17 protein-coding genes are annotated in these 17634 nt (G+C 58.2%); 6 read left to right on the top strand and 11 right to left on the bottom strand.

Annotation, left to right across the window (positions count from 1 at the left end):
• Positions 1-287: 287 nt before the first annotated feature.
• On the bottom strand, positions 288-1625 hold the full coding sequence (aptA, locus tag ACYX4K_RS13125; protein WP_475091676.1) for an omega-aminotransferase AptA: 1338 nt from the start codon (positions 1623-1625) through the stop codon (positions 288-290).
• Between the two features lie 160 nt (positions 1626-1785).
• Between aptA and ACYX4K_RS13120 the strand changes: the two genes are divergently transcribed.
• The 6 genes from ACYX4K_RS13120 to ACYX4K_RS13095 all read left to right on the top strand — a co-directional run bounded on the left by ACYX4K_RS13120 (position 1786) and on the right by ACYX4K_RS13095 (position 9388).
• Positions 1786-2712: a LysR family transcriptional regulator gene (locus ACYX4K_RS13120; RefSeq protein WP_475091677.1), complete on the top strand. Its 927-nt coding sequence runs from the start codon at positions 1786-1788 to the stop codon at positions 2710-2712.
• 152 nt (positions 2713-2864) lie between these two features.
• Entirely contained in the window at positions 2865-3992 is a 1128-nt protein-coding gene (locus tag ACYX4K_RS13115) for a 3-oxoacyl-[acyl-carrier-protein] synthase III C-terminal domain-containing protein (RefSeq protein WP_475091678.1), read from the top strand.
• Between the two features lie 11 nt (positions 3993-4003).
• Positions 4004-4684, top strand: a complete 681-nt coding sequence (locus ACYX4K_RS13110) for an iron-containing redox enzyme family protein (RefSeq protein WP_475091679.1) — start codon at positions 4004-4006, stop codon at positions 4682-4684.
• Positions 4685-4725: 41 nt separating this feature from the next.
• A complete protein-coding gene (locus tag ACYX4K_RS13105; protein WP_475091680.1) occupies positions 4726-5637 on the top strand; it encodes a DUF6999 family protein in 912 nt (303 codons plus the stop codon).
• Positions 5638-5826: 189 nt separating this feature from the next.
• Positions 5827-7644, top strand: coding sequence for an ABC transporter transmembrane domain-containing protein (locus ACYX4K_RS13100; protein WP_475093920.1), 1818 nt, complete (start codon positions 5827-5829; stop codon positions 7642-7644).
• Positions 7645-7747: 103 nt separating this feature from the next.
• Positions 7748-9388 carry an acetolactate synthase large subunit gene (locus ACYX4K_RS13095; protein ID WP_475091681.1) on the top strand — a complete coding sequence of 547 codons (1641 nt, stop codon included), beginning with the start codon at positions 7748-7750 and terminating at the stop codon, positions 9386-9388.
• Positions 9389-9408: 20 nt separating this feature from the next.
• On the opposite strand, the gene ACYX4K_RS13090 is transcribed toward ACYX4K_RS13095, so the two are convergent.
• From ACYX4K_RS13090 to ACYX4K_RS13045, 10 genes are all read right to left on the bottom strand, one after another.
• Complete coding sequence (locus ACYX4K_RS13090; protein ID WP_475091682.1) at positions 9409-10338, bottom strand: tetratricopeptide repeat protein; 930 nt, start codon at positions 10336-10338, stop codon at positions 9409-9411.
• Positions 10339-10533: 195 nt separating this feature from the next.
• Positions 10534-10938 (bottom strand): hypothetical protein, encoded by a 405-nt coding sequence (locus tag ACYX4K_RS13085; RefSeq protein ID WP_475091683.1) that lies wholly within the window; start codon positions 10936-10938, stop codon positions 10534-10536.
• An 18-nt stretch (positions 10939-10956) separates the two neighbouring features.
• The gene (locus ACYX4K_RS13080) at positions 10957-11298 is read right to left on the bottom strand and encodes a DUF3574 domain-containing protein (RefSeq protein WP_475091684.1); all 342 of its coding nucleotides are present in this window, start codon (positions 11296-11298) and stop codon (positions 10957-10959) included.
• A 239-nt stretch (positions 11299-11537) separates the two neighbouring features.
• The gene (locus tag ACYX4K_RS13075) at positions 11538-11957 is read right to left on the bottom strand and encodes a hypothetical protein (protein WP_475091685.1); all 420 of its coding nucleotides are present in this window, start codon (positions 11955-11957) and stop codon (positions 11538-11540) included.
• A 189-nt stretch (positions 11958-12146) separates the two neighbouring features.
• Positions 12147-12356, bottom strand: a complete 210-nt coding sequence (locus tag ACYX4K_RS13070) for a cold-shock protein (RefSeq protein WP_043319538.1) — start codon at positions 12354-12356, stop codon at positions 12147-12149.
• A gap of 260 nt (positions 12357-12616) precedes the next feature.
• Entirely contained in the window at positions 12617-14224 is a 1608-nt protein-coding gene (locus ACYX4K_RS13065) for an ABC-F family ATPase (RefSeq protein ID WP_475091686.1), read from the bottom strand.
• 297 nt (positions 14225-14521) lie between these two features.
• Positions 14522-15871, bottom strand: a complete 1350-nt coding sequence (locus ACYX4K_RS13060; protein ID WP_475091687.1) for a DEAD/DEAH box helicase — start codon at positions 15869-15871, stop codon at positions 14522-14524.
• A gap of 93 nt (positions 15872-15964) precedes the next feature.
• Entirely contained in the window at positions 15965-16687 is a 723-nt protein-coding gene (locus ACYX4K_RS13055) for a polyamine aminopropyltransferase (RefSeq protein WP_475091688.1), read from the bottom strand.
• 41 nt (positions 16688-16728) lie between these two features.
• Positions 16729-17160, bottom strand: coding sequence for a DUF1294 domain-containing protein (locus tag ACYX4K_RS13050; RefSeq protein ID WP_475091689.1), 432 nt, complete (start codon positions 17158-17160; stop codon positions 16729-16731).
• Positions 17161-17162: 2 nt separating this feature from the next.
• Entirely contained in the window at positions 17163-17531 is a 369-nt protein-coding gene (locus ACYX4K_RS13045; RefSeq protein ID WP_475091690.1) for a PH domain-containing protein, read from the bottom strand.
• Positions 17532-17634 lie beyond the last annotated feature (103 nt).

Below are 17634 nucleotides of genomic sequence, written 5' to 3'. Positions count from 1 at the left end.
TTTTGTTCCCGTCATCCCGGACTTGATCCGGGATCCAGCGCTGCGAAGCTGGATAGTGCCGCGCCCACTGGATGCCGGATCAAGTCCGGCATGACGAACCGGGTCACCCCGGACTCGATCCGGGATCCAGCGCTGCGAAGCTGGATGGTGCCGCGCCCACTGGATGCCGGATCAAGTCCGGCATGACGAACCGGGTCATCCCGGACTCGATCCGGGATCCAGTGCAACGAAGCTGGATAGTGCCGCGCTTACTGGATGCCGGATCAGGTCCGGCATGACGATGGTTGTTAACCGGCGGCGACTTCATTGATTGCATCGCCAAGCGCACTTACCAGCGTATCCACTCCCTCCGCCTCCGCCACAAATGGCAGGCCCAGCTGGATGGTGTCACCACCGTAGCGCACGTAAAAGCCTTTCTCCCACATTTTCATTGCGATCTGGTACGGGCGTAGCAGCGGTTCGCCCGGCGCCGCTTCGATAGTGAGGCCCGCGGCCACGCCGCAGTTGCGGATATCGGAAATCAGCGGTGTGCCCTTCAGCTGGTGCACCCGGTCTTCCAGAATCACTGCCAGCTCCGCTGCGCGGTTGAACAGGTTTTCATTTTCCAGAATGTCCAGTGACGCCAGCGCCGCAGCACAGGACACCGGATGGGCGGAATAGGTATAGCCGTGGGGCAATTCCAGCAGGTACTCCCGGCCACCCTGATCCATAAAGGTGTCGTAGATTTCCTGCCTGGCGATCACCGCGCCCATGGGCACTGCGCCGTTGGTGAGTTGTTTGGCGGTGTTGAGGATATCCGGGGTTACCCCGAACGCCTCCGCACCGGTGGCCGCACCCATGCGGCCGAAGGCGGTGATCACCTCATCGAAAATCAGCAGGATGTTGTGCTGGTCGCAGATCTCGCGCAGGCGTTGCAGGTAGCCCACCGGTGGCGGCAGCACGCCGGCGGAGCCGGCCATGGGTTCCACAATCACCGCGGCGATATTGGAGGCGTCGTGCAGGGCGATCATTTCCAGCAGTTCGTCCGCCAGGTGCGCACCTTCTTCCGGCATGCCTTTGCAGAACTTGTTCTGTGGCAGCACCGTGTGGGGCAGGTGGTCCGCGTCTACCGCGGTGCCGTACAGGGCCCGATTGGCGCCGATACCGCCAACACTGATGCCGCCAAAGTTCACCCCGTGGTAGCCCTTGGCGCGGCCGATCAGTTTGGTCTTGGAGGGCATGCCCTTTTTGCGCCAGTAGGCGCGGGCAATCTTCAGGGAGGTTTCCGCCGACTCGGAACCGGAGCCGGTGAAGAACACCCGGTTCAGTCCTTGCGGCATAAACTGGGTGATGCGCTCCGCCAGCTGGAATGCCTTGGGGTGACCGAACTGGAAGGCCGGTGCGTAATCCAGAGTACGCAACTGCTCACTTACCGCATCGGCAATTTCCACCCGGTTGTGCCCGGCACCACAGGTCCACAGGCCGGACAGTCCATCGAAAATCCGGCGTCCATCGGCGTCGGTGTAGTAGCAGCCCTCCGCCCCGGTGATGATCCGCGGGTCCTGCTTGAACTGGCGGTTGCCCGTGTAGGGCATCCAGTAGGCATCCAGCTGAGACTGGTTTAGCCCGGCAAACTTGTCGCTCACTCTTATTCTCCATTTGGCCGGGTATCCGGCGCGATTGACCGATGGGTTGCGACAAATGTAGAAGAGCTTTAATGTTTCATAAACTGCTGTTTATCGATGTTTGGTTTCATAAAACTGAAACTAATGCTCCCTCTTTGTAGGAGCCCGGAGAGTTGTCCCAATGGCCCGCAAACAAACCGCCCTGCTGGGCCAGCTCAGCGATATCGACCTGCGCCTGTTGAGGGTGTTTCGCGCGGTGGCCGAGGCCGGCGGTTTCTCGGCCGCCGAGCTGGAATTGAATGTGGGGCGCTCCACCATCAGCCGGCATATCAAGGACCTGGAGGTGCGTCTCGGGGTCACCCTGTGCCAGCGGGGGCGTGGCGGCTTTGCCCTGACCAGCGAGGGGCGCCAGATTTATCAGGCTACCCTGCGTTTGCTGGGATCCCTGGATACCTTCCGCGGCGAGGTGGCGGACGTCCACCGGCGCATGACCGGGCACATCTCACTCGCCCTGTTCGACAAAATAGTGACCAATCCTGCCGCCCGCATCAGTGCGGCCCTGCGGCGCTTTGACGACCTGGCGCCAGAGGTGAGCCTGGATATCCATATCGAGCCGATCAATGAAATCGAGCGCGGAGTAATGGAGGGGCGCTTCCAGCTCGGCGTGGTACCCGCACACCGCACCTCGCCAAGCCTCGAGTACCAGCATCTGTTTTACGAGCAGATGTACCTTTATTGCGGCTACCGCCACCCGCTGTTTGGCACCGCGGATATTTCCATCGACGACGATGCCATTCGCGAGAGTAAATACGCCGGCCTCGGCTACCACTCGCCGAATATGGAAGTGGGCAACCGGTTGGGATTGGAGCGGGACATCACCGTCAATGACCAGGAAGCCATCGTTCACTGCCTGCAGACCGGGCGCTATATCGGTTACCTGCCGGACCACTATGCGGAGACGTTTTTGAAAAAGGGCGAGATCCGCGCAATCCACCCGCAGCGCTACCAGTACGAATGTGATTTCGTCGCGATCCAGCGGCTCTCGCCGCGGCCGTCGAGAATCGTGCAGACCCTTTGGGACTGCCTGGCCGAGGCACATGCGGATTGATTGGTATTTCGGACGATGTATTGGTTGGAGAGTTGGCTGGCTTATTGGCTGGCGTATTGGTTGGAGTGTTGACCGGTGTTTCCGGCACATCTGTCTCCGGACGATCCCGGTGATAATATGCCTGCCCAGAGAACGGACGGAAAGGAAAGTACATGCAGGACGTATTTATCACCGGCAGCGGCAGTTTCCTGCCCGGTGTACCGCTGGACAACCGCGAAATGGAATCGCGCATCGGGTTTCTGGGCGAGCACAGTCGCAAGCTCAAGGCGCTGACCCTGCGCCAGAACGGCATCCGCCATCGCCACTACGCCCTGGACGCTGAGGGCACCCCACTATTTACCAATGCCGAGATGGCTGCGCGTGCTGTGGAAGCTGCCTGTGATGCGGCGCGCCGGGACCCTGTACAGTTGCAGTATCTCGCCTGCGGCACTACCCAGGCTGATTTGCTGGTACCGGGTATCGGCAGTGCGGTGCATGGAGAACTGGGCGGTAGCAGCATGGAAATCAGCTCGCACCAGAGTGTCTGCGGCAGCAGCATGATGGCGATCAAATCCGCCTGGTTGAACATCCGCGCCGGCCAGCATCGTATTGCCGCCGCCAGTGGCAGTGAATTTTCCAGCCGCTGGTTTCAGCCTGGTTTTTACCGCGCCATCGACTTCACCTCCATGAGCACGCATCAGGCAATGCAGTACGAGTTTCTGCGCTGGACCCTGTCCGACGGCGCCGGCGCGCTGGTGATGGAGGCCGAGCCGGACCCGCAGCGCCCCAGTTTGAAAATTGACTGGATCGAACAGAAATCGTTTGCCGATCGTTTCCCCACTTGTATGTACGCCGGCACCCGCAGCAATGGTATGGAAGATTACCGACCCTGGGCGCACTATGGTTCTCCCGGTATCGCCTATGACCAGGGCGCCATCGTGTTGCGACAGGATTTCGAACTGCTGGACCAGATGTTTCCGGTCTGGATGGGGTACTTTCTCGAAGTGCTGGACAAGCACCGACTGTCGCCGGGGGATGTCCGCTATTTTCTGCCGCATTACTCCGCGCGCGCACTGGGTGAAAAAATGAAAACATTGCTCACCCATTCTGCAGCCATGATTCCCGAGGAACGTTGGCGCAACCACCAGCAGGAGGTAGGTAACGTGGGTTCCGCGTCTATTTTCCTGTTGATTGACCGGCTGCTGCGGGAGGAGAAGCTGAAACGCGGCGATCGCATACTCTGTTTTGTGCCGGAGAGTGGCCGCTGCCTGGCGTCGTTTATGTGTCTGACCGCGGTGTAATGGAGAATAAAATGGAAGTTCTTGAAAACGAGCCGGTGTTGATCATTCGCGAGCTGGGAAAAATCTGGGCGGATTTCGAGGGGCGTTTGGTCAAGGTGCCGATTGTCGCCCGCGCCCTGCGCGGCGCACTGCGACTGGAGGACTACCGGCTGCTGGTGCACGACCACTACCAACAGGTGCTGGATGGATCCCGCTGGATTGCCTGTGCGGTATCCTCCATCGGCCGGGAACATCTGGAGTTGCGCTCACGCTTTCTCGAGCATGCGCGCACTGAGCATCGCGACTATGAAATGCTGCAGCGGGATTACCAGGCCGTGGGCGGAGATGTAGCGACGTTGCGCAGCGGCAAGCAGAATATCGGTTCCCGAGCCCTGTCCGCATGGATGTTCCAGCGCGCAGGCAGCGCCGATCCGCTGGATCTGCTCGGCGCCATGTTTATTATCGAGGGGCTGGGCAAGCATTTTGCCGGGCTTTTTGCCCGTGCCCTGCAGCAACATCTGCAACTCGAACCTCATCAAGTCTCTTTTTATCGATACCACGCCGAGCACGACGAGGACCACCTGCAGGAGCTGCAGGAAGTGCTGGAATCCGGTGTCCTGAAGGTCGACGGTTTGGCGGAGCGGATACTGGAAACGGCGCGCGTGACCGGACGCCTTTATCTGCTGCAGCTGGAAGAGCTGGGCCACTATTAAAAGACCACTATTCAAAGGCTGCGGTTAATCAGGGAGAAACCATGAGCTGGAACAGCGATTTCGCACAGGAACGCAGCGACCGGAGCGACCCCAACCCCTGGCTGGCGCTCTACCTGGATCGCAGCCTGCCTATCCACGAGCCGGCCAAGAAGGCGCTGCTGGCCGGCAACAATACCTGGTCGCGACGCCTGCTGTTACCGGTGGTGCGGCCACTGGCGCGGCTCAGCATCGTACTGGTGCAGCTGTTGCGAATAGTGATTCCGGAACGCTGGAACTCATCCCGGCTGTTGCACAAAACCATTTACTGGGGGCTCAAGTATTTTGTCCGCGGCGATGCCAACTACCTGATATTGCGTCACTTCAATATCGGCACCGAACTGCTGCAGTTTATTGCGGACAACGTCGGCGACGTGCGCATTGAAAGTACCCGCCCGCTGCGTCCGAAGAATTTGCGGGATCTGCTTGACGATACATTCCTGATTCACGATCTGAATATCTACAACTTTATCGCCGAGTTGAATGAACAGCTGCGCCGTGACAATCGCGATATCGGCCCAGCCGAGCGGTTGGACTTTTCAGCAATCACCGATGGTGAATTCGATCTGCAACCGGGGGGGGATCACGCCACCAATGTGCTGGATCTGCAGACCGCTATCGAGATGTACACGCCACTGTATGCGCTGTTCCTCTCCGATCACGATTTCTGGCGCGCGAGTAACTCCCTGCAGCTGGACGAAACCATCTCGATCTATATCGGCAAGTTGCTGAACGATGGTATGGCCCTGTCTCTGGTCAGCAATCGCCACCCTATGGTGCCGCACTCGACACTGCAGGCGGGGTTCCGGCTGATGCTGCACGGGCTGGATGCGGAGCTGCTGCACGGATACCTGCGCAGTCTGAAACGGGCTGCGCTACCGCAAGCGGATGCCGTGGCACTGGAAAGCGAAGCCTGAAAAGGTTGGTCGTCACCGGCAGGCAGTTACCGATAGATAGTTACCGATAGATGGCTGCCAGCGCATCACCCTGTACATTCAATCTCTTCCCATAAGCGGATACACGTGAGTTCTGAGAAAAATACTTCACCGGCGGATTCCACCTCGACCCTGAGCGCGCGGCAATTGCTCGTTGCACTCTGGCAATTCATGCGCCCCCACAAGGCGGTACTGCTGGGGGCGGCGATTGCGCTGGTGTTTACCGCTCTGGTGACCCTGTCCATCGGGCAGGGTGTCCGACAGCTGGTGGACCGGGGATTGTCCGGCAGCTCCAGCGAGGCCCTGACCCAGGCGGTTCTGGTATTGCTGGTGCTGGCGGGTCTGATGGCGCTGGGTACCTATGCACGCCACTACCTGATTTCATGGCTGGGCGAGCGCGTGGTGGCGGACCTGCGCAAAGCGGTGTTCGATCATATCGTGACGCTGCATCCGAGCTATTTCGAGACCAATCGCAGCGGCGAGATCATGTCTCGTCTCACCACCGACACCACGCTGCTACAGCACATTATCGGGACCTCGTTTTCGATGGCGCTGCGCAGTGCGCTGATGTTTGTCGGTGCGTTGGTTCTGTTGCTGATCACCAACCTGAAATTGAGCCTGATGGTACTCGTCGGTGTGCCCGCTGTGCTGCTGCCGATTGTTTTGTACGGGCGGCGGGTGCGGAAACTCTCCAAGGCCAGCCAGGATTCCATCGCCGATGTGGGCAGCTACGCTGGGGAAATCATCCAGAACATTAAAACGGTGCAGAGTTACACCCGCGAAAACTATGAAAAGCAGGCGTTTGCCGGAGAAGTGGAAGCTGCATTTGATGTTGCCCGGCGGCGAATACGCCAGCGTTCGCTGCTGATTGCAGTGGTCATACTGCTGATGTTTGGCGCGGTCAGTGCGCTGCTGTGGGTGGGCGGCAATGACATGATCGCCGGGCGCATGACGAGCGGTGATCTGGCCGCATTTGTGTTTTATGCCTTCCTGATGGGATCTGCGGTGGCGACCATTTCCGAGGTGTACGGTGAGCTGCAGCGGGCCACCGGCGCCACCGAGCGGCTGATGGATCTGCTGGGTGTCGAGTCTGATATTCCCGCCCCGGCAGATAATGGCGCTAACGCCGCGGCCCTGAACAGGGCCCAACCACAATCCCCGGATCAATCCCAAAATCAATCCCCGGCCCAGGCCGATTCCCAGTACGACCTGCCCGCGCAGATCGATTTCGAAGCCGTTGAATTCAATTATCCGTCGCGCCCGAATCAGCCGGCTCTGCACCAGTTGAGTCTGCATGTGGCGGCGGGCAAAAGTCTGGCGCTGGTGGGTCCCTCCGGTGCGGGAAAATCCACAGTCCTGGAATTGCTGCAGCGGTTTTATGACCCACAGGGCGGGCGCATCACCCTGGATGGCGTGGATATTCGCGCGCTGGACACCGGCACCCTGCGCAGGCAAATAGCCGTTGTGCCGCAACAGCCAGCGCTGTTTACCGCCGATATCTGGTACAACATCCGCTACGGCAAACCGGATGCCACTGAAGCCGAGGTTATTGCCGCTGCCAAAGCCGCCCATGCCCACGAATTTATCGAGCAATTGCCCGAGGGCTACAACAGTCACCTGGGTGAGCAGGGCACACGTCTGTCCGGTGGTCAGAAGCAGCGGCTCGCCATCGCCCGTGCAATTCTGAAAGACCCGAAAATCCTGTTGCTGGATGAGGCAACCAGCGCGCTGGATGCGGAAAGCGAATACCACGTACAGCAGGCGCTACAGGCGCTGATGAAAAACCGCACCACCATTGTGATTGCCCACCGCCTGGCCACGATCCTGCATTCGGACAGCATTGCCGTTCTCGAGCGCGGGCGGCTGGTCGCGCAGGGCAGTCACCGGGAACTGGTGGCGTCATCGCCGCTGTATCAGCGCCTGGCGGAACTGCAGTTTCAGGACGGGGAACCGGGGAGCGGGGAACTCCGTCACGCCAGCGACGACTGAGTTCCGCAGACCCGCATCTGCTACCCTGCTTAACAGGTTATTGCGGCGCGGCGGTGATCGATCGCGCGCCGAGCCGGTTACAAAATCTGAGCGGGGGTTTCTGGTGAAAGCATCTGACTTATTCGTGCGCGCGCTTGAAGCGGAGGGCGTGGAATTTGTTTTCGGCATTCCGGGGGAAGAAAACCTCGATCTGTTGGAGTCCCTGCGCGGCTCAAAAATCAAACTGGTGATCGGTCGCCACGAGCAGGCCGCCGGATTTATGGCGGCCACCTACGGCCGCCTGACCGGGAATGCCGGGGTGTGTCTCTCCACCTTGGGCCCCGGTGCCACCAACCTGGTGACGGCCGCCGCTTACGCGCAGCTGGGCGCCATGCCCATGGTAATGGTCACCGGGCAAAAACCCATCAAGAGTTCCAAGCAGGGGCAGTTTCAGATCATCGATATTGTCGACATGATGCAGCCGCTGACCAAGTTCACCAAGGTGATTGTCAGCGGTGACAATGTGCCGGCCCATGTGCGCGAGGCGTTCCGCCAGGCGGAAGAGGAGCGCCCCGGTGCGACCCATATCGAACTGCCGGAAGATATTGCCCGCGAACACTCCACCATGCCGGTGCTGGAACCCAGTTATACCCGCCGGCCCATCGCCGAGGAAAAAGCCGTGTGTCAGGCCGCGCAGGCGATTGCCGCCGCGCGCAAACCCCTGTTGCTGATCGGTGCCGGTGCCAATCGCAAGCTCACCGCGAAAATGCTGCGGGAACTGGTTATGAAACTGGGTATTCCCGTGGTGACCACGCAGATGGGCAAGGGAGTGATCGATGAAGCGAGTGCGCATTTTATTGGCAACACCGCGCTGTCCGATGGCGACTTCGTGCACCGCGCCATCGATCAGGCAGATCTCATCATCAACGTGGGGCACGACGTTGTGGAAAAACCACCGTTTTTTATGCGGCCCGGTGGCCCGGCGGTGGTGCATATCAATTTCAGTTCCGCGCAGGTGGACCCGGTATATTTTCCACAGATCGAGGTGGTGGGGGATATTGCCAACAGTCTTTGGCAGTTGAAGGAAGAGCTGGAGCCCCAGGAGCACTGGAGCTTCGCCGATGCCCACCGTATTCGCAATGCGCTGCAGGCGCATATCCTCGAAGGCGCACAGGATGACGGTTTCCCCATAAACCCCCAGCGGCTGGTGAAAGAGGTGCGCGAAGCCGTACCCGAAGACGGCATCATCGCGCTCGATAACGGCATGTACAAAATCTGGTTTGCGCGCAACTATCAGGCGCACGAACCGAATACGGTTTTACTCGACAATGCGCTGGCCACCATGGGGGCAGGGCTGCCCTCGGCCATGGCTGCAAAGCTGGTGCACCCGGAACGCAAGGTGCTGGCCATCTGTGGCGACGGGGGTTTTATGATGAATTCCCAGGAGCTGGAAACCGCGGTGCGCCTCAAGCTCGATCTGGTCATTCTGGTACTGCGCGACGACGGCTACGGCATGATCAAATGGAAGCAGGCGCAGATGGACTTTCACGATTTCGGACTGGATTTTGGCAACCCGGACTTTGTTGCTTACGCGCAGGCTTACGGTGCTTCGGGTCATCGCATAGAGAAAACCGCGGAGTTACAGCCCACCATCGAGCAATGTATGCAACGAGGTGGTGTGCACCTGATCGATATTCCGATGGACTACAGCGACAATGACCGGATCCTGAACCGGGAGATTCGCGAGTTGTCTCGCAAGCTTTAACGCAAGTACGTTAACCGCGATCAGCTCTCCTTGTCGGCATCACTGGCAGTATTCGACAGCGATAGTGCCTGCTGGCTCTGCAGTGCGTAGACGCGCTTGAGATTATTCTTTGCCGCAGTATTTCTTTCGTCCAGCGATAGCGCCTGGGTGTAACTCAGCTCCGCCAGTTCCAATTTTCCCTGCTGGCGATACAGGTAGCCCAGGGTATTCCAGAGGATACTGGAGTCCGGTGTCAGCGTGAGCGCTTCACGCAACAGTGGCAGCGCTTCAGAAGTTCGCCCCGCGCGGGCCTTATCCATGGCCAGGTTGTTCAGATAGAGTGACTGCACTTCGGCATCTGCAATCGCCACATGCCGGTGCAGGCTGCGCGGTTCGAAGTTCAGCTCGATAATTTGCGTACTCCAGCCAAATGAAACCTCCGCGTTAATGTGCAGAATGTTCTGCACCAGCACGCGCCCGTCCGCACCGCGGGTCGCCCGCCGCGCCCGGGGCGCCTCCACCCGATTGAAATGTGCCGGCACACCTACTTCCCGCGCCAGAGCCACGATCAATGCAGCGAACGAAATGCAGTTGCCGCGCCGGCTGGCAAATGCCTCTGCCGCGGTTGCGGTGGTGTCCAGGTCGTACTCCAGGTGAAAGCGATCCTGTTTCAGGGTGCGCAGAATCCGCCGGAACCGCTGCTTCGGCGGCAGGCCTGGGCCGATGCCGTCCACAAAGCGTTTCATCTCCGGCGACAGTGCCAGCAGTCCCGGCGCGAGCTCTGAAGCAGGGGCTAGGGGCGTGTCCGATGGCCGCAGCTGATCGAGCTGCGCCAGGACCAGCGCACTGCTGCCCGAACCATCACTGGCCGGCACCGAATAAGGTGCGTTCGCCCTCACACTGTCCGCTGACTGGGGGCCGCTGGCACAGCTGGCCAGCAGCACGCAGGTTAAAATCGCCATCCATTGCATTGGTCAATACTCCTGAAGTTTGGCTTATTGACGCACACAAGTTCTGTGTAGGATGCGCTGTGTCGATAAAAGCGCTGTTTTTGGCGGTGAGTGGAATGGGCCTGTGCCCTGTATCGGTATCGCGAGTATTGGGTAGGGATCAGCGGTGCGGTGAGCGGAGCCACAGGAAGGGTGACTGGGTGTGAAGGTCGGCTTCTATTGATCGCCGCCGTCGATCACCCGGAAGCGATTGCGGCGTGCAGATGCTATTTCAGCGCGCCTGCGTATCTGGCGTTCCAGTTTGATGCGGGCCATCTCCTCATCCGAGGGCCAGCTGTCTGCCTCGGCCAGGGTGTGTCCAATCGCCTGCCAGATACGCGTGGGATCGAGACTGAGTGGGTTCTGGATGATCGGGTAGCGCTGCGCTTCATCGCAGACCTTGAGCCAGCCATGCCGCGGGTGAGAGACATGAATGGTCGCGCGGGTGCCGCTGGAAAAGGCGGAAAGCCGGATAAATGCCTCGTGAATGCATGCGCGCAGGTTGCTCCGCCCCGCGGAAAAGGTGACCGTGTGATCGCGGAAGGTCAACTTGAGCTGGTACCACTGGCTGGCAAAATTCATCTGGCTGCCCCGGTAGCGCTAGCGGAAAGATACACACGCAGCACTGCGTACTCTCAGAACGGATTCCTGCTGAAAGCGCTGTTTGTACGTGGCGATGATCTCATCGATGGCGGGTCCTACCTGTGGCTCCTGTTTGTGGATCAGCGACAGAACATGGCTGCCCTCTCGGACAATCTCGCCGTTACCGCTGCGCCATTGCCCCTGCCCGGAAATTACCGTCAGGCCATCGGGAAAATGTGGGGTAACCACGCCCTCCAGAAAGTCTGCCCACTGGGCACCAGAGACCTGGCCACCGGGCCTGTCGGTACCGAAGTAAAGCAGGTCGTGTATCTGGGCCTCCTCGTCGGGATGACATGTCATTCTGGTGGGGTGAGTGCAGCCTGTGAGTGTGATCATTAAACCAAACAGAAACCCGGTGCATATCCGCCGACTGGGGGAGGCTGAGAAAATCGTGGATGTATAACCCCGAAACCCCGGGTGCTTGTTCATGGTCAGGTACTTCGTCCGTATAAGTCTGATTTGTTGGCTGAATCAGCAATGAGCAAGTGAATCCGTCACTTCCCTGTTAGATGCTTTTGCCAGATTGGAGCTGCTCCAATCTAGAATGCATTGCTTGCGGTGGAGGGGGGAATGCTATCGCCTTTGCGTTCGGGTACTGAGTAAGCCACCCCGCGGCACTCCAGATAAGAGTAGCAACCGGCAACTGACCCGGTTCCGCAGGCTTCCACAACCAACCCGTTGCCACCGAGGTTTTTGGTGCGAAGTTTCAGGTCTTGTACCAGCTGCGATTTGCTCGCCTTGCGATCATCCAGGCGCCCCTGGCAGTAGCTGGCATCCACGAATCCAAGGGTAGTGGCGTTGTACTGGTCTATCTCGGCAATGGAATACTCGCGCACCAGGCTGGTTTTGATGCGATTTTCCAGGTACGGCTCAAGGCTCGAGTTGAACTGAATACCGCTGCAGCCGGAAAGAATCAGGCTCGCGGTCAACAGAGTCGGAATGGCGAGTTTGTCTGGCATGGCGTGGGCCTCGGGTCATTATTCTTTTTAACCGTGCATCAGCGTAGAGACGCGGATGTCCGTTCGCAACCACTTATATGCAAGATTGGACCCACAGGCGTGGAATAGGTTCGGTGCCATTACCCCATAACAAAAACGGGCCCAATTGGGCCCGTTTTCGCAATCATCGAGATTTACATCGCGAGGATGTTAAACCACTACGATGTTCTCAGCCTGAGGACCTTTTTTGCCCTGAGTTACGTTGAACTCTACGGCCTGGCCTTCGGTCAGGGTGCGGAAGCCGGTGCTGGCGATCGCGCTGAAGTGGGCGAAAACGTCTGGACCGGACTGCTGTTCAATAAATCCAAAGCCTTTTGCTTCGTCGAACCACTTAACGGTTCCAGTTACTGTATTTGACATATCAAATTCCTGATGTATGTGAATTCACAAAAAGAGCCTTAAAAAAAGGCGGGTGGTGCTTGGAGTAAAGGCTCTTAAAACGACAGGACGAATAAATACGTCAAGTTCAGCGATAAAACGGTGTTCATAAAAGTCTTTCTTTCTAGCAGCTGACACTTTAGTGGTAGAAAGCTCATCTGTCTATAAATTGTTCGGCAACTTGGCGTCAATCGCTGCAAAAGCCCGGTCTAAACGGGTATTCCATCGTCGCTGGGCATTGTTCAGGCCGCCTGCGCGGCCTCTCGCGCGCGATCGGCCAGGTATTCGTCATAGGTCCCCTGGAAGTCCAGCAGGCGGCGATCTTTGATCTCCAGTACCCGGGTGGCCAGGGATGAGACGAACTGACGGTCGTGACTGACGAAGATCAGGGTGCCCTCGTACTGGGAGAGCGCCTTGTTCAGGGCCTCGATGGACTCCATATCCAGGTGGTTGGTGGGCTCGTCCATGATCAGCACGTTGGTATCCATCATCATCAGCTTGCCAAACAGCAGGCGGTTCTTCTCGCCACCGGAGCAGACCCGCGCTTTCTTGTTGGCGTCGTCGGCGGTAAACAGCAGGCGACCGAGCATACCGCGTACGGTCAGGTCATCGTGCTTGGGCGTGCGCCACTGGGACATCCACTCAAAGATGGTGAGGTCGTTGTCGAAGTCGGCGCTGGCGTCCTGGGGGCAATAGCCGATGGCGGCGTTCTCGGACCATTTCACCACGCCGTTGTTGGCCTGAATCTGGTCGACCAGGCAGCGCAGGAAGGTCGTTTTGCCCACGCCGTTCTCGCCAATGACCGCCAGGCGCGCCCCCGCCTCCAGAATCAACTCGCCACCGGCAAACAGCGGTTCGCCGTCGAAGCCGTGTGCCAGGTCTTCCAGAGTCAGTGCCTGCCGGTGCAGCTTCTTGCATTGCTGGAAGGTGATGTACGGTTTGACCCGACTGGAGGGCTTTACCTCGTCCAGCTTGATCTTCTCCATCTTCTTCGCACGCGAGCTGGCCTGCTTGGCCTTGGAGGCGTTGGCGGAGAAGCGGTTTACAAAGGATTGCAACTCTTCCAGTTCCGCGGATTTCTTTGCATTCTCCGCGTGCAGCTGCTCCTGGATCAGGGTGGACGCCGCCACAAAATCTTCATAGTTGCCCGGGAATACCCGCAGCTCGCCGTAATCGATATCCGCCATATGGGTACACACCTGGTTCAGGAAGTGCCGGTCGTGCGAAATGATGATCATGGTGGATTTGCGCTGGTTGAGCACTTCCGCCAGCCAGTGGATGGTGTGGATATCCAGGTTGTTGGTGGGCTCGTCCAGCAGCAGGATGTCCGGATCCGCAAACAGGGCCTGGGCAAGCAGCACACGCAGTTTCCAGCCCGGTGCCACCTGCTTCATCAGGCCAAAGTGGAGGGATTCCTCGATCCCGGCCTCCAGCAGAATTTCCCCTGCGCGGCTCTCGGCGGTATAGCCATCCAGCTCGGCAAACTGCACTTCGAGGTCCGCCACCCGCATGCCGTCTTCCTCGCTCATTTCCGGCAGGGAATAGATCCGGTCGCGCTCCTGCTTGATCGCCCACAGGCGCGTATCACCCATGATCACTGCATCGACTACCGAGTACTCCTCGAACGCGAACTGGTCCTGGCTCAGAATGCCCAGGGTGCACCCCGGTGCCATGGAGACATTGCCGGAAGTCGGCGCCAGCGCTCCGCTCAGGATCTTCATAAAGGTGGACTTGCCACAGCCGTTGGCCCCGATCAGTCCATAGCGGTTGCCGTTGCCAAATTTTGCGGAGATGTTTTCAAACAGCGGCTGGGCACCAAACTGCATGGTGATATTGGCGGTGGTGATCAAGAGTGTCTTCCCGGGGCTTATTGAGGTGAATCGTTTGCAGGCGAATAGTCGGCGGCCTATGCCCTGTGCGGCTAGCCGGCGTCGCCATAATCCAGAGGGATGGCGGGCCGCGCACTATACGGGGCTTGAGGTGGGGTGTCGAGAATATTGTCTGATTATTGAGCAGGTGGGCCGCTGTGTGCGGCCCTTTTCAATGGGAGGTTCAATGGGTGGTTCAATGGGTGGTTCAATGGGAGGTTCAATGGGAGGTTCAATGGGGGCTCAACGGGTAGATAGCGCCGGTATATTCGGGGTTCTCTATTTTTTGATACTACCCCAGGGGCTCCCCCAGGGAGTTTTAGCCCGTGGTTTATCAGGTGACTGTGCGGACGGTTTCTCCGGTGCTTTTTCCCGTGTCTTCTTTATGGGAGCCTTCTCTGAAGCCTTTTTCACGCGGCTTTTTGATTTGCCCCCAGCACCGGAATATTGATCTCGGGCTTTGGTGGAAAAGTTGAGGTTGGATTCTGGCAAATCCTTCACCACCGGAAATTCGGCAACCTGCACCCGGTCAATGATCTTACCCAGCCGCCGCTCCACCGCACACAGCCGCTTGAAGTCATCCTTGGAAACCAGTGACACGGCCTCACCGGAGGAGCCGGCGCGGCCGGTGCGACCAATGCGGTGGATATATTCGTCGGCATCGTCGGGCATATCGTAGTTGACCACCCGTGCCAGCGCATCAATATCGATGCCGCGTGCGGCAACGCCGGTGGCAATCAAAATACGAATTTCACCGGACTTGAACGCGGCCAGGATTTTACTGCGCGAGGCCTGGCTCTTGCCGCCGTGGATAGACTCCGCCTGAATACCGCGCTTTTCCAGCTGGCTGGCCAGCTTGGCTGCGCCGTGCTGAGTGCGAATAAAGATCAGGGCCTGGTTCCAGTCCCGCGCATTGATCAAATGGCTGAGCAGGGCCGATTTGTTGTGCTTGTCGACGGCCACCAGCCACTGGGCAATCTTCGGTGCACTTTTCTGGTCCCCGGCGATGGCGACCTCAACAGGGTTGTCCACCACGGATTTTGCCAGCGCTCCAACCTGGCTGGACAGCGTGGCGGAAAACAGCAGGCTTTGACGCTGTGCGGGCAGGCGGTCGATGATTTTGTTGAGATCGTCGATGAAGCCCATGTCGAGCATTCGGTCGGCCTCATCCAGCACTACCATCTGTAACTCATCAAAGTAGAGTGCGCGTTGGTGCGCCAGGTCCAAAAGGCGCCCTGGGGTGGCGACCACAATGTCCACACCCTCAATCAAGCGCTGCTTTTGCGGTTCAAGATCCACCTCACCCACCATCGTCATGGACGCAACGGTAAGATGCTTTCCGTACTGCTGGATATTCTCTTCCACCTGCATGGCCAGCTCACGGGTGGGAACCAGAACCAGTGCGCGGAAGCGTTTGGCCCGCCGCTTGCGCTCGCCACTCAATGCCGCAAGCATCGGCAGTACGAAGGCCGCGGTTTTGCCGGTACCTGTCTGTGCGGTCGCGATAATATCCCGCCCCTTGAGGATGGCGGGGATCGCTTTGCGCTGAATCTCGGTGGGAGTGATATAGCCCTTTTTTTCAAGGGCCTGCAGGATTGGGGTGCCCAATCCTAATGATTGAAAGGTCATCTGGTGTCTCTGCTTGGCGGGGCCGGCGGCCGCGCCGGGAATTGCCGCGCATGGTACCAGCAATGCCCGATCGCGGTATCGAATAATCCCAGCTTAGTCTTTTACGCAAACATACACCGAGTTGGTGGACTCCCCGCTGAGAAACGGGTTGTAGAAAGAGACCACATGGGGCTCCACCGTTTCAAATACCGTTTTCAGCAGGGCGACGAAATCGACTTCCGGCAAATTTTGTGACCACATGGCGAAGACGCCCTTGGGCTTCAGCTGCTTTGCCATCAGAGAAAGGTTTCTAGTGGTATAGAAGCCAGCGTTGTCCGCATTCAGATATTCCGTCGGCGAGTGATCGATATCCAGGAGAATGGCATCAAACTTGCGCCCGGCGCACTCTGGGTCAAATCCTTTCGCCGGGTTGGTAGCCAGATCGAAGAAGCTGCCGTGCACATAGCGATTGCGCTTATCCGCATTGAGTACTTTTCCCAGTGGAACCTTTTCATCCCTGTGCCAGCCAATCACCGTATCCAGGGCATCCACAACAAGCAGCTCGGCAACCCGAGCATCCTGCAGTGCTGCCACCGCGGTATACCCCAGTCCCAGTCCGCCAACCACCACGTCAAGCGCATCGCCCTGGGTTTGCGCCAGGCCAAGCGTCGACAGCGCTTCCTCCGCTTCTACAAACATACTCGACATCAAAAACTCATCGCCGAGCTTCACTTCGTAGATGTCGCGGTCACCCAGCGCCGGAATGCGCCGCCGGCGTAGAGAGATTTCACCCAGAGCTGAGGGCTGGCTATCGATTTCTTCAAATAAGAGTGACATGGTGTAACTGTCCTGCGCGAAAAGTATCGCCGTAATACCTATTAAAAAGGGGTGTTAATGTGGGCGCCCAGAAGATGGTTCAGGTAGGCGGTGCCATCTGCGGAATGCAGCCAGGCTAACGCAACAATATTTGCGGCAACCGTAAGCCAAAAAATCAACCGAAATGGTTGCTTCCTGGTTTTGTGCCGCAGGTACTGCTGTGCCACCAATGCACCGGGCCAACCGCCCACCAGTGCAAAAAGATGCAGACTGTTCTCTTTGGTGCGCCGGCTCCCCCTGCGAGCGGCCAATTTATCCAGAAAATAGATCAGGTAAGTCAGCAGACTCATCCCGACGTAGAGTAAAAGTACCAGGGGAGGAAGCCGACCAAATAGCGTGGATAACGTGACAAGGCCAAAAAAAGATCCCGCTATCAATAGCGTGCGGGAGGTTCCGGTTTGGAAGTTGCCGTGCTTGCCTTGACTGCGTCGCATGCCTAGAGCGCGTATCGCGCAATATAATGCGCAATATCCATTAGGCGGCACTTGCCGCTGAATTCGAAGCGGACTTTGCCTAGCTCGGAGAAATACAATTCCAGTTCGCTGTCGATGTCCAGTGTGCCGGTGGTTTCCACGGAGTAGGCGATGATGTTTTTATAGGGCAGGGAGGTGAAATCCTTTTTGCTGCCGGTAATGCCCTGTACATTGACCGCAATAATGCGTTTGCTGGTAAATACCACTCCGTCGCGCATGGACTTGAAGGAATCTAGCACTTCCTCGCCATCAATCAGGAGTGGCGTTACTTTCTCTGCAAACCCCGGGTTTTGCTTGAGCTTGAACAGGCTTTTATTGTCAAAATCGATCATGGGCGAGTGGTCGCTGAATTGTCTGGAAAGTTATATGTGATATCCAGGTAGACTGCGACAAGACTGCATTTAAATCAACTGCTCTGAGTGGCGAAGCGGTGTG

The organism is Microbulbifer sp. ABF4_107, from assembly GCF_056312215.1.
The sequence above is the reverse complement of the archived record's forward strand: the minus strand, read 5'-3'. Positions and strand labels throughout refer to the sequence as shown.

Bases quoted from the DNA above. Each gene is read 5' to 3' on its own strand.
- ACYX4K_RS13120 (WP_475091677.1), top strand. From the start codon at position 1,786: ATGGCCCGCAAACAAACCGCCCTGCTGGGCCAGCTCAGCGATATCGAC.
- ACYX4K_RS13115 (WP_475091678.1), top strand. From the start codon at position 2,865: ATGCAGGACGTATTTATCACCGGCAGCGGCAGTTTCCTGCCCGGTGTA.
- ACYX4K_RS13110 (WP_475091679.1), top strand. From the start codon at position 4,004: ATGGAAGTTCTTGAAAACGAGCCGGTGTTGATCATTCGCGAGCTGGGA.
- ACYX4K_RS13105 (WP_475091680.1), top strand. From the start codon at position 4,726: ATGAGCTGGAACAGCGATTTCGCACAGGAACGCAGCGACCGGAGCGAC.
- ACYX4K_RS13100 (WP_475093920.1), top strand. From the start codon at position 5,827: ATGCGCCCCCACAAGGCGGTACTGCTGGGGGCGGCGATTGCGCTGGTG.
- ACYX4K_RS13090 (WP_475091682.1), bottom strand. From the start codon at position 10,338: ATGCAATGGATGGCGATTTTAACCTGCGTGCTGCTGGCCAGCTGTGCC.
- ACYX4K_RS13085 (WP_475091683.1), bottom strand. From the start codon at position 10,938: ATGAATTTTGCCAGCCAGTGGTACCAGCTCAAGTTGACCTTCCGCGAT.
- ACYX4K_RS13080 (WP_475091684.1), bottom strand. From the start codon at position 11,298: ATGACATGTCATCCCGACGAGGAGGCCCAGATACACGACCTGCTTTAC.
- ACYX4K_RS13075 (WP_475091685.1), bottom strand. From the start codon at position 11,957: ATGCCAGACAAACTCGCCATTCCGACTCTGTTGACCGCGAGCCTGATT.
- ACYX4K_RS13070 (WP_043319538.1), bottom strand. From the start codon at position 12,356: ATGTCAAATACAGTAACTGGAACCGTTAAGTGGTTCGACGAAGCAAAA.
- ACYX4K_RS13060 (WP_475091687.1), bottom strand. From the start codon at position 15,871: ATGACCTTTCAATCATTAGGATTGGGCACCCCAATCCTGCAGGCCCTT.
- ACYX4K_RS13055 (WP_475091688.1), bottom strand. From the start codon at position 16,687: ATGTCACTCTTATTTGAAGAAATCGATAGCCAGCCCTCAGCTCTGGGT.
- ACYX4K_RS13050 (WP_475091689.1), bottom strand. From the start codon at position 17,160: ATGCGACGCAGTCAAGGCAAGCACGGCAACTTCCAAACCGGAACCTCC.
- ACYX4K_RS13045 (WP_475091690.1), bottom strand. From the start codon at position 17,531: ATGATCGATTTTGACAATAAAAGCCTGTTCAAGCTCAAGCAAAACCCG.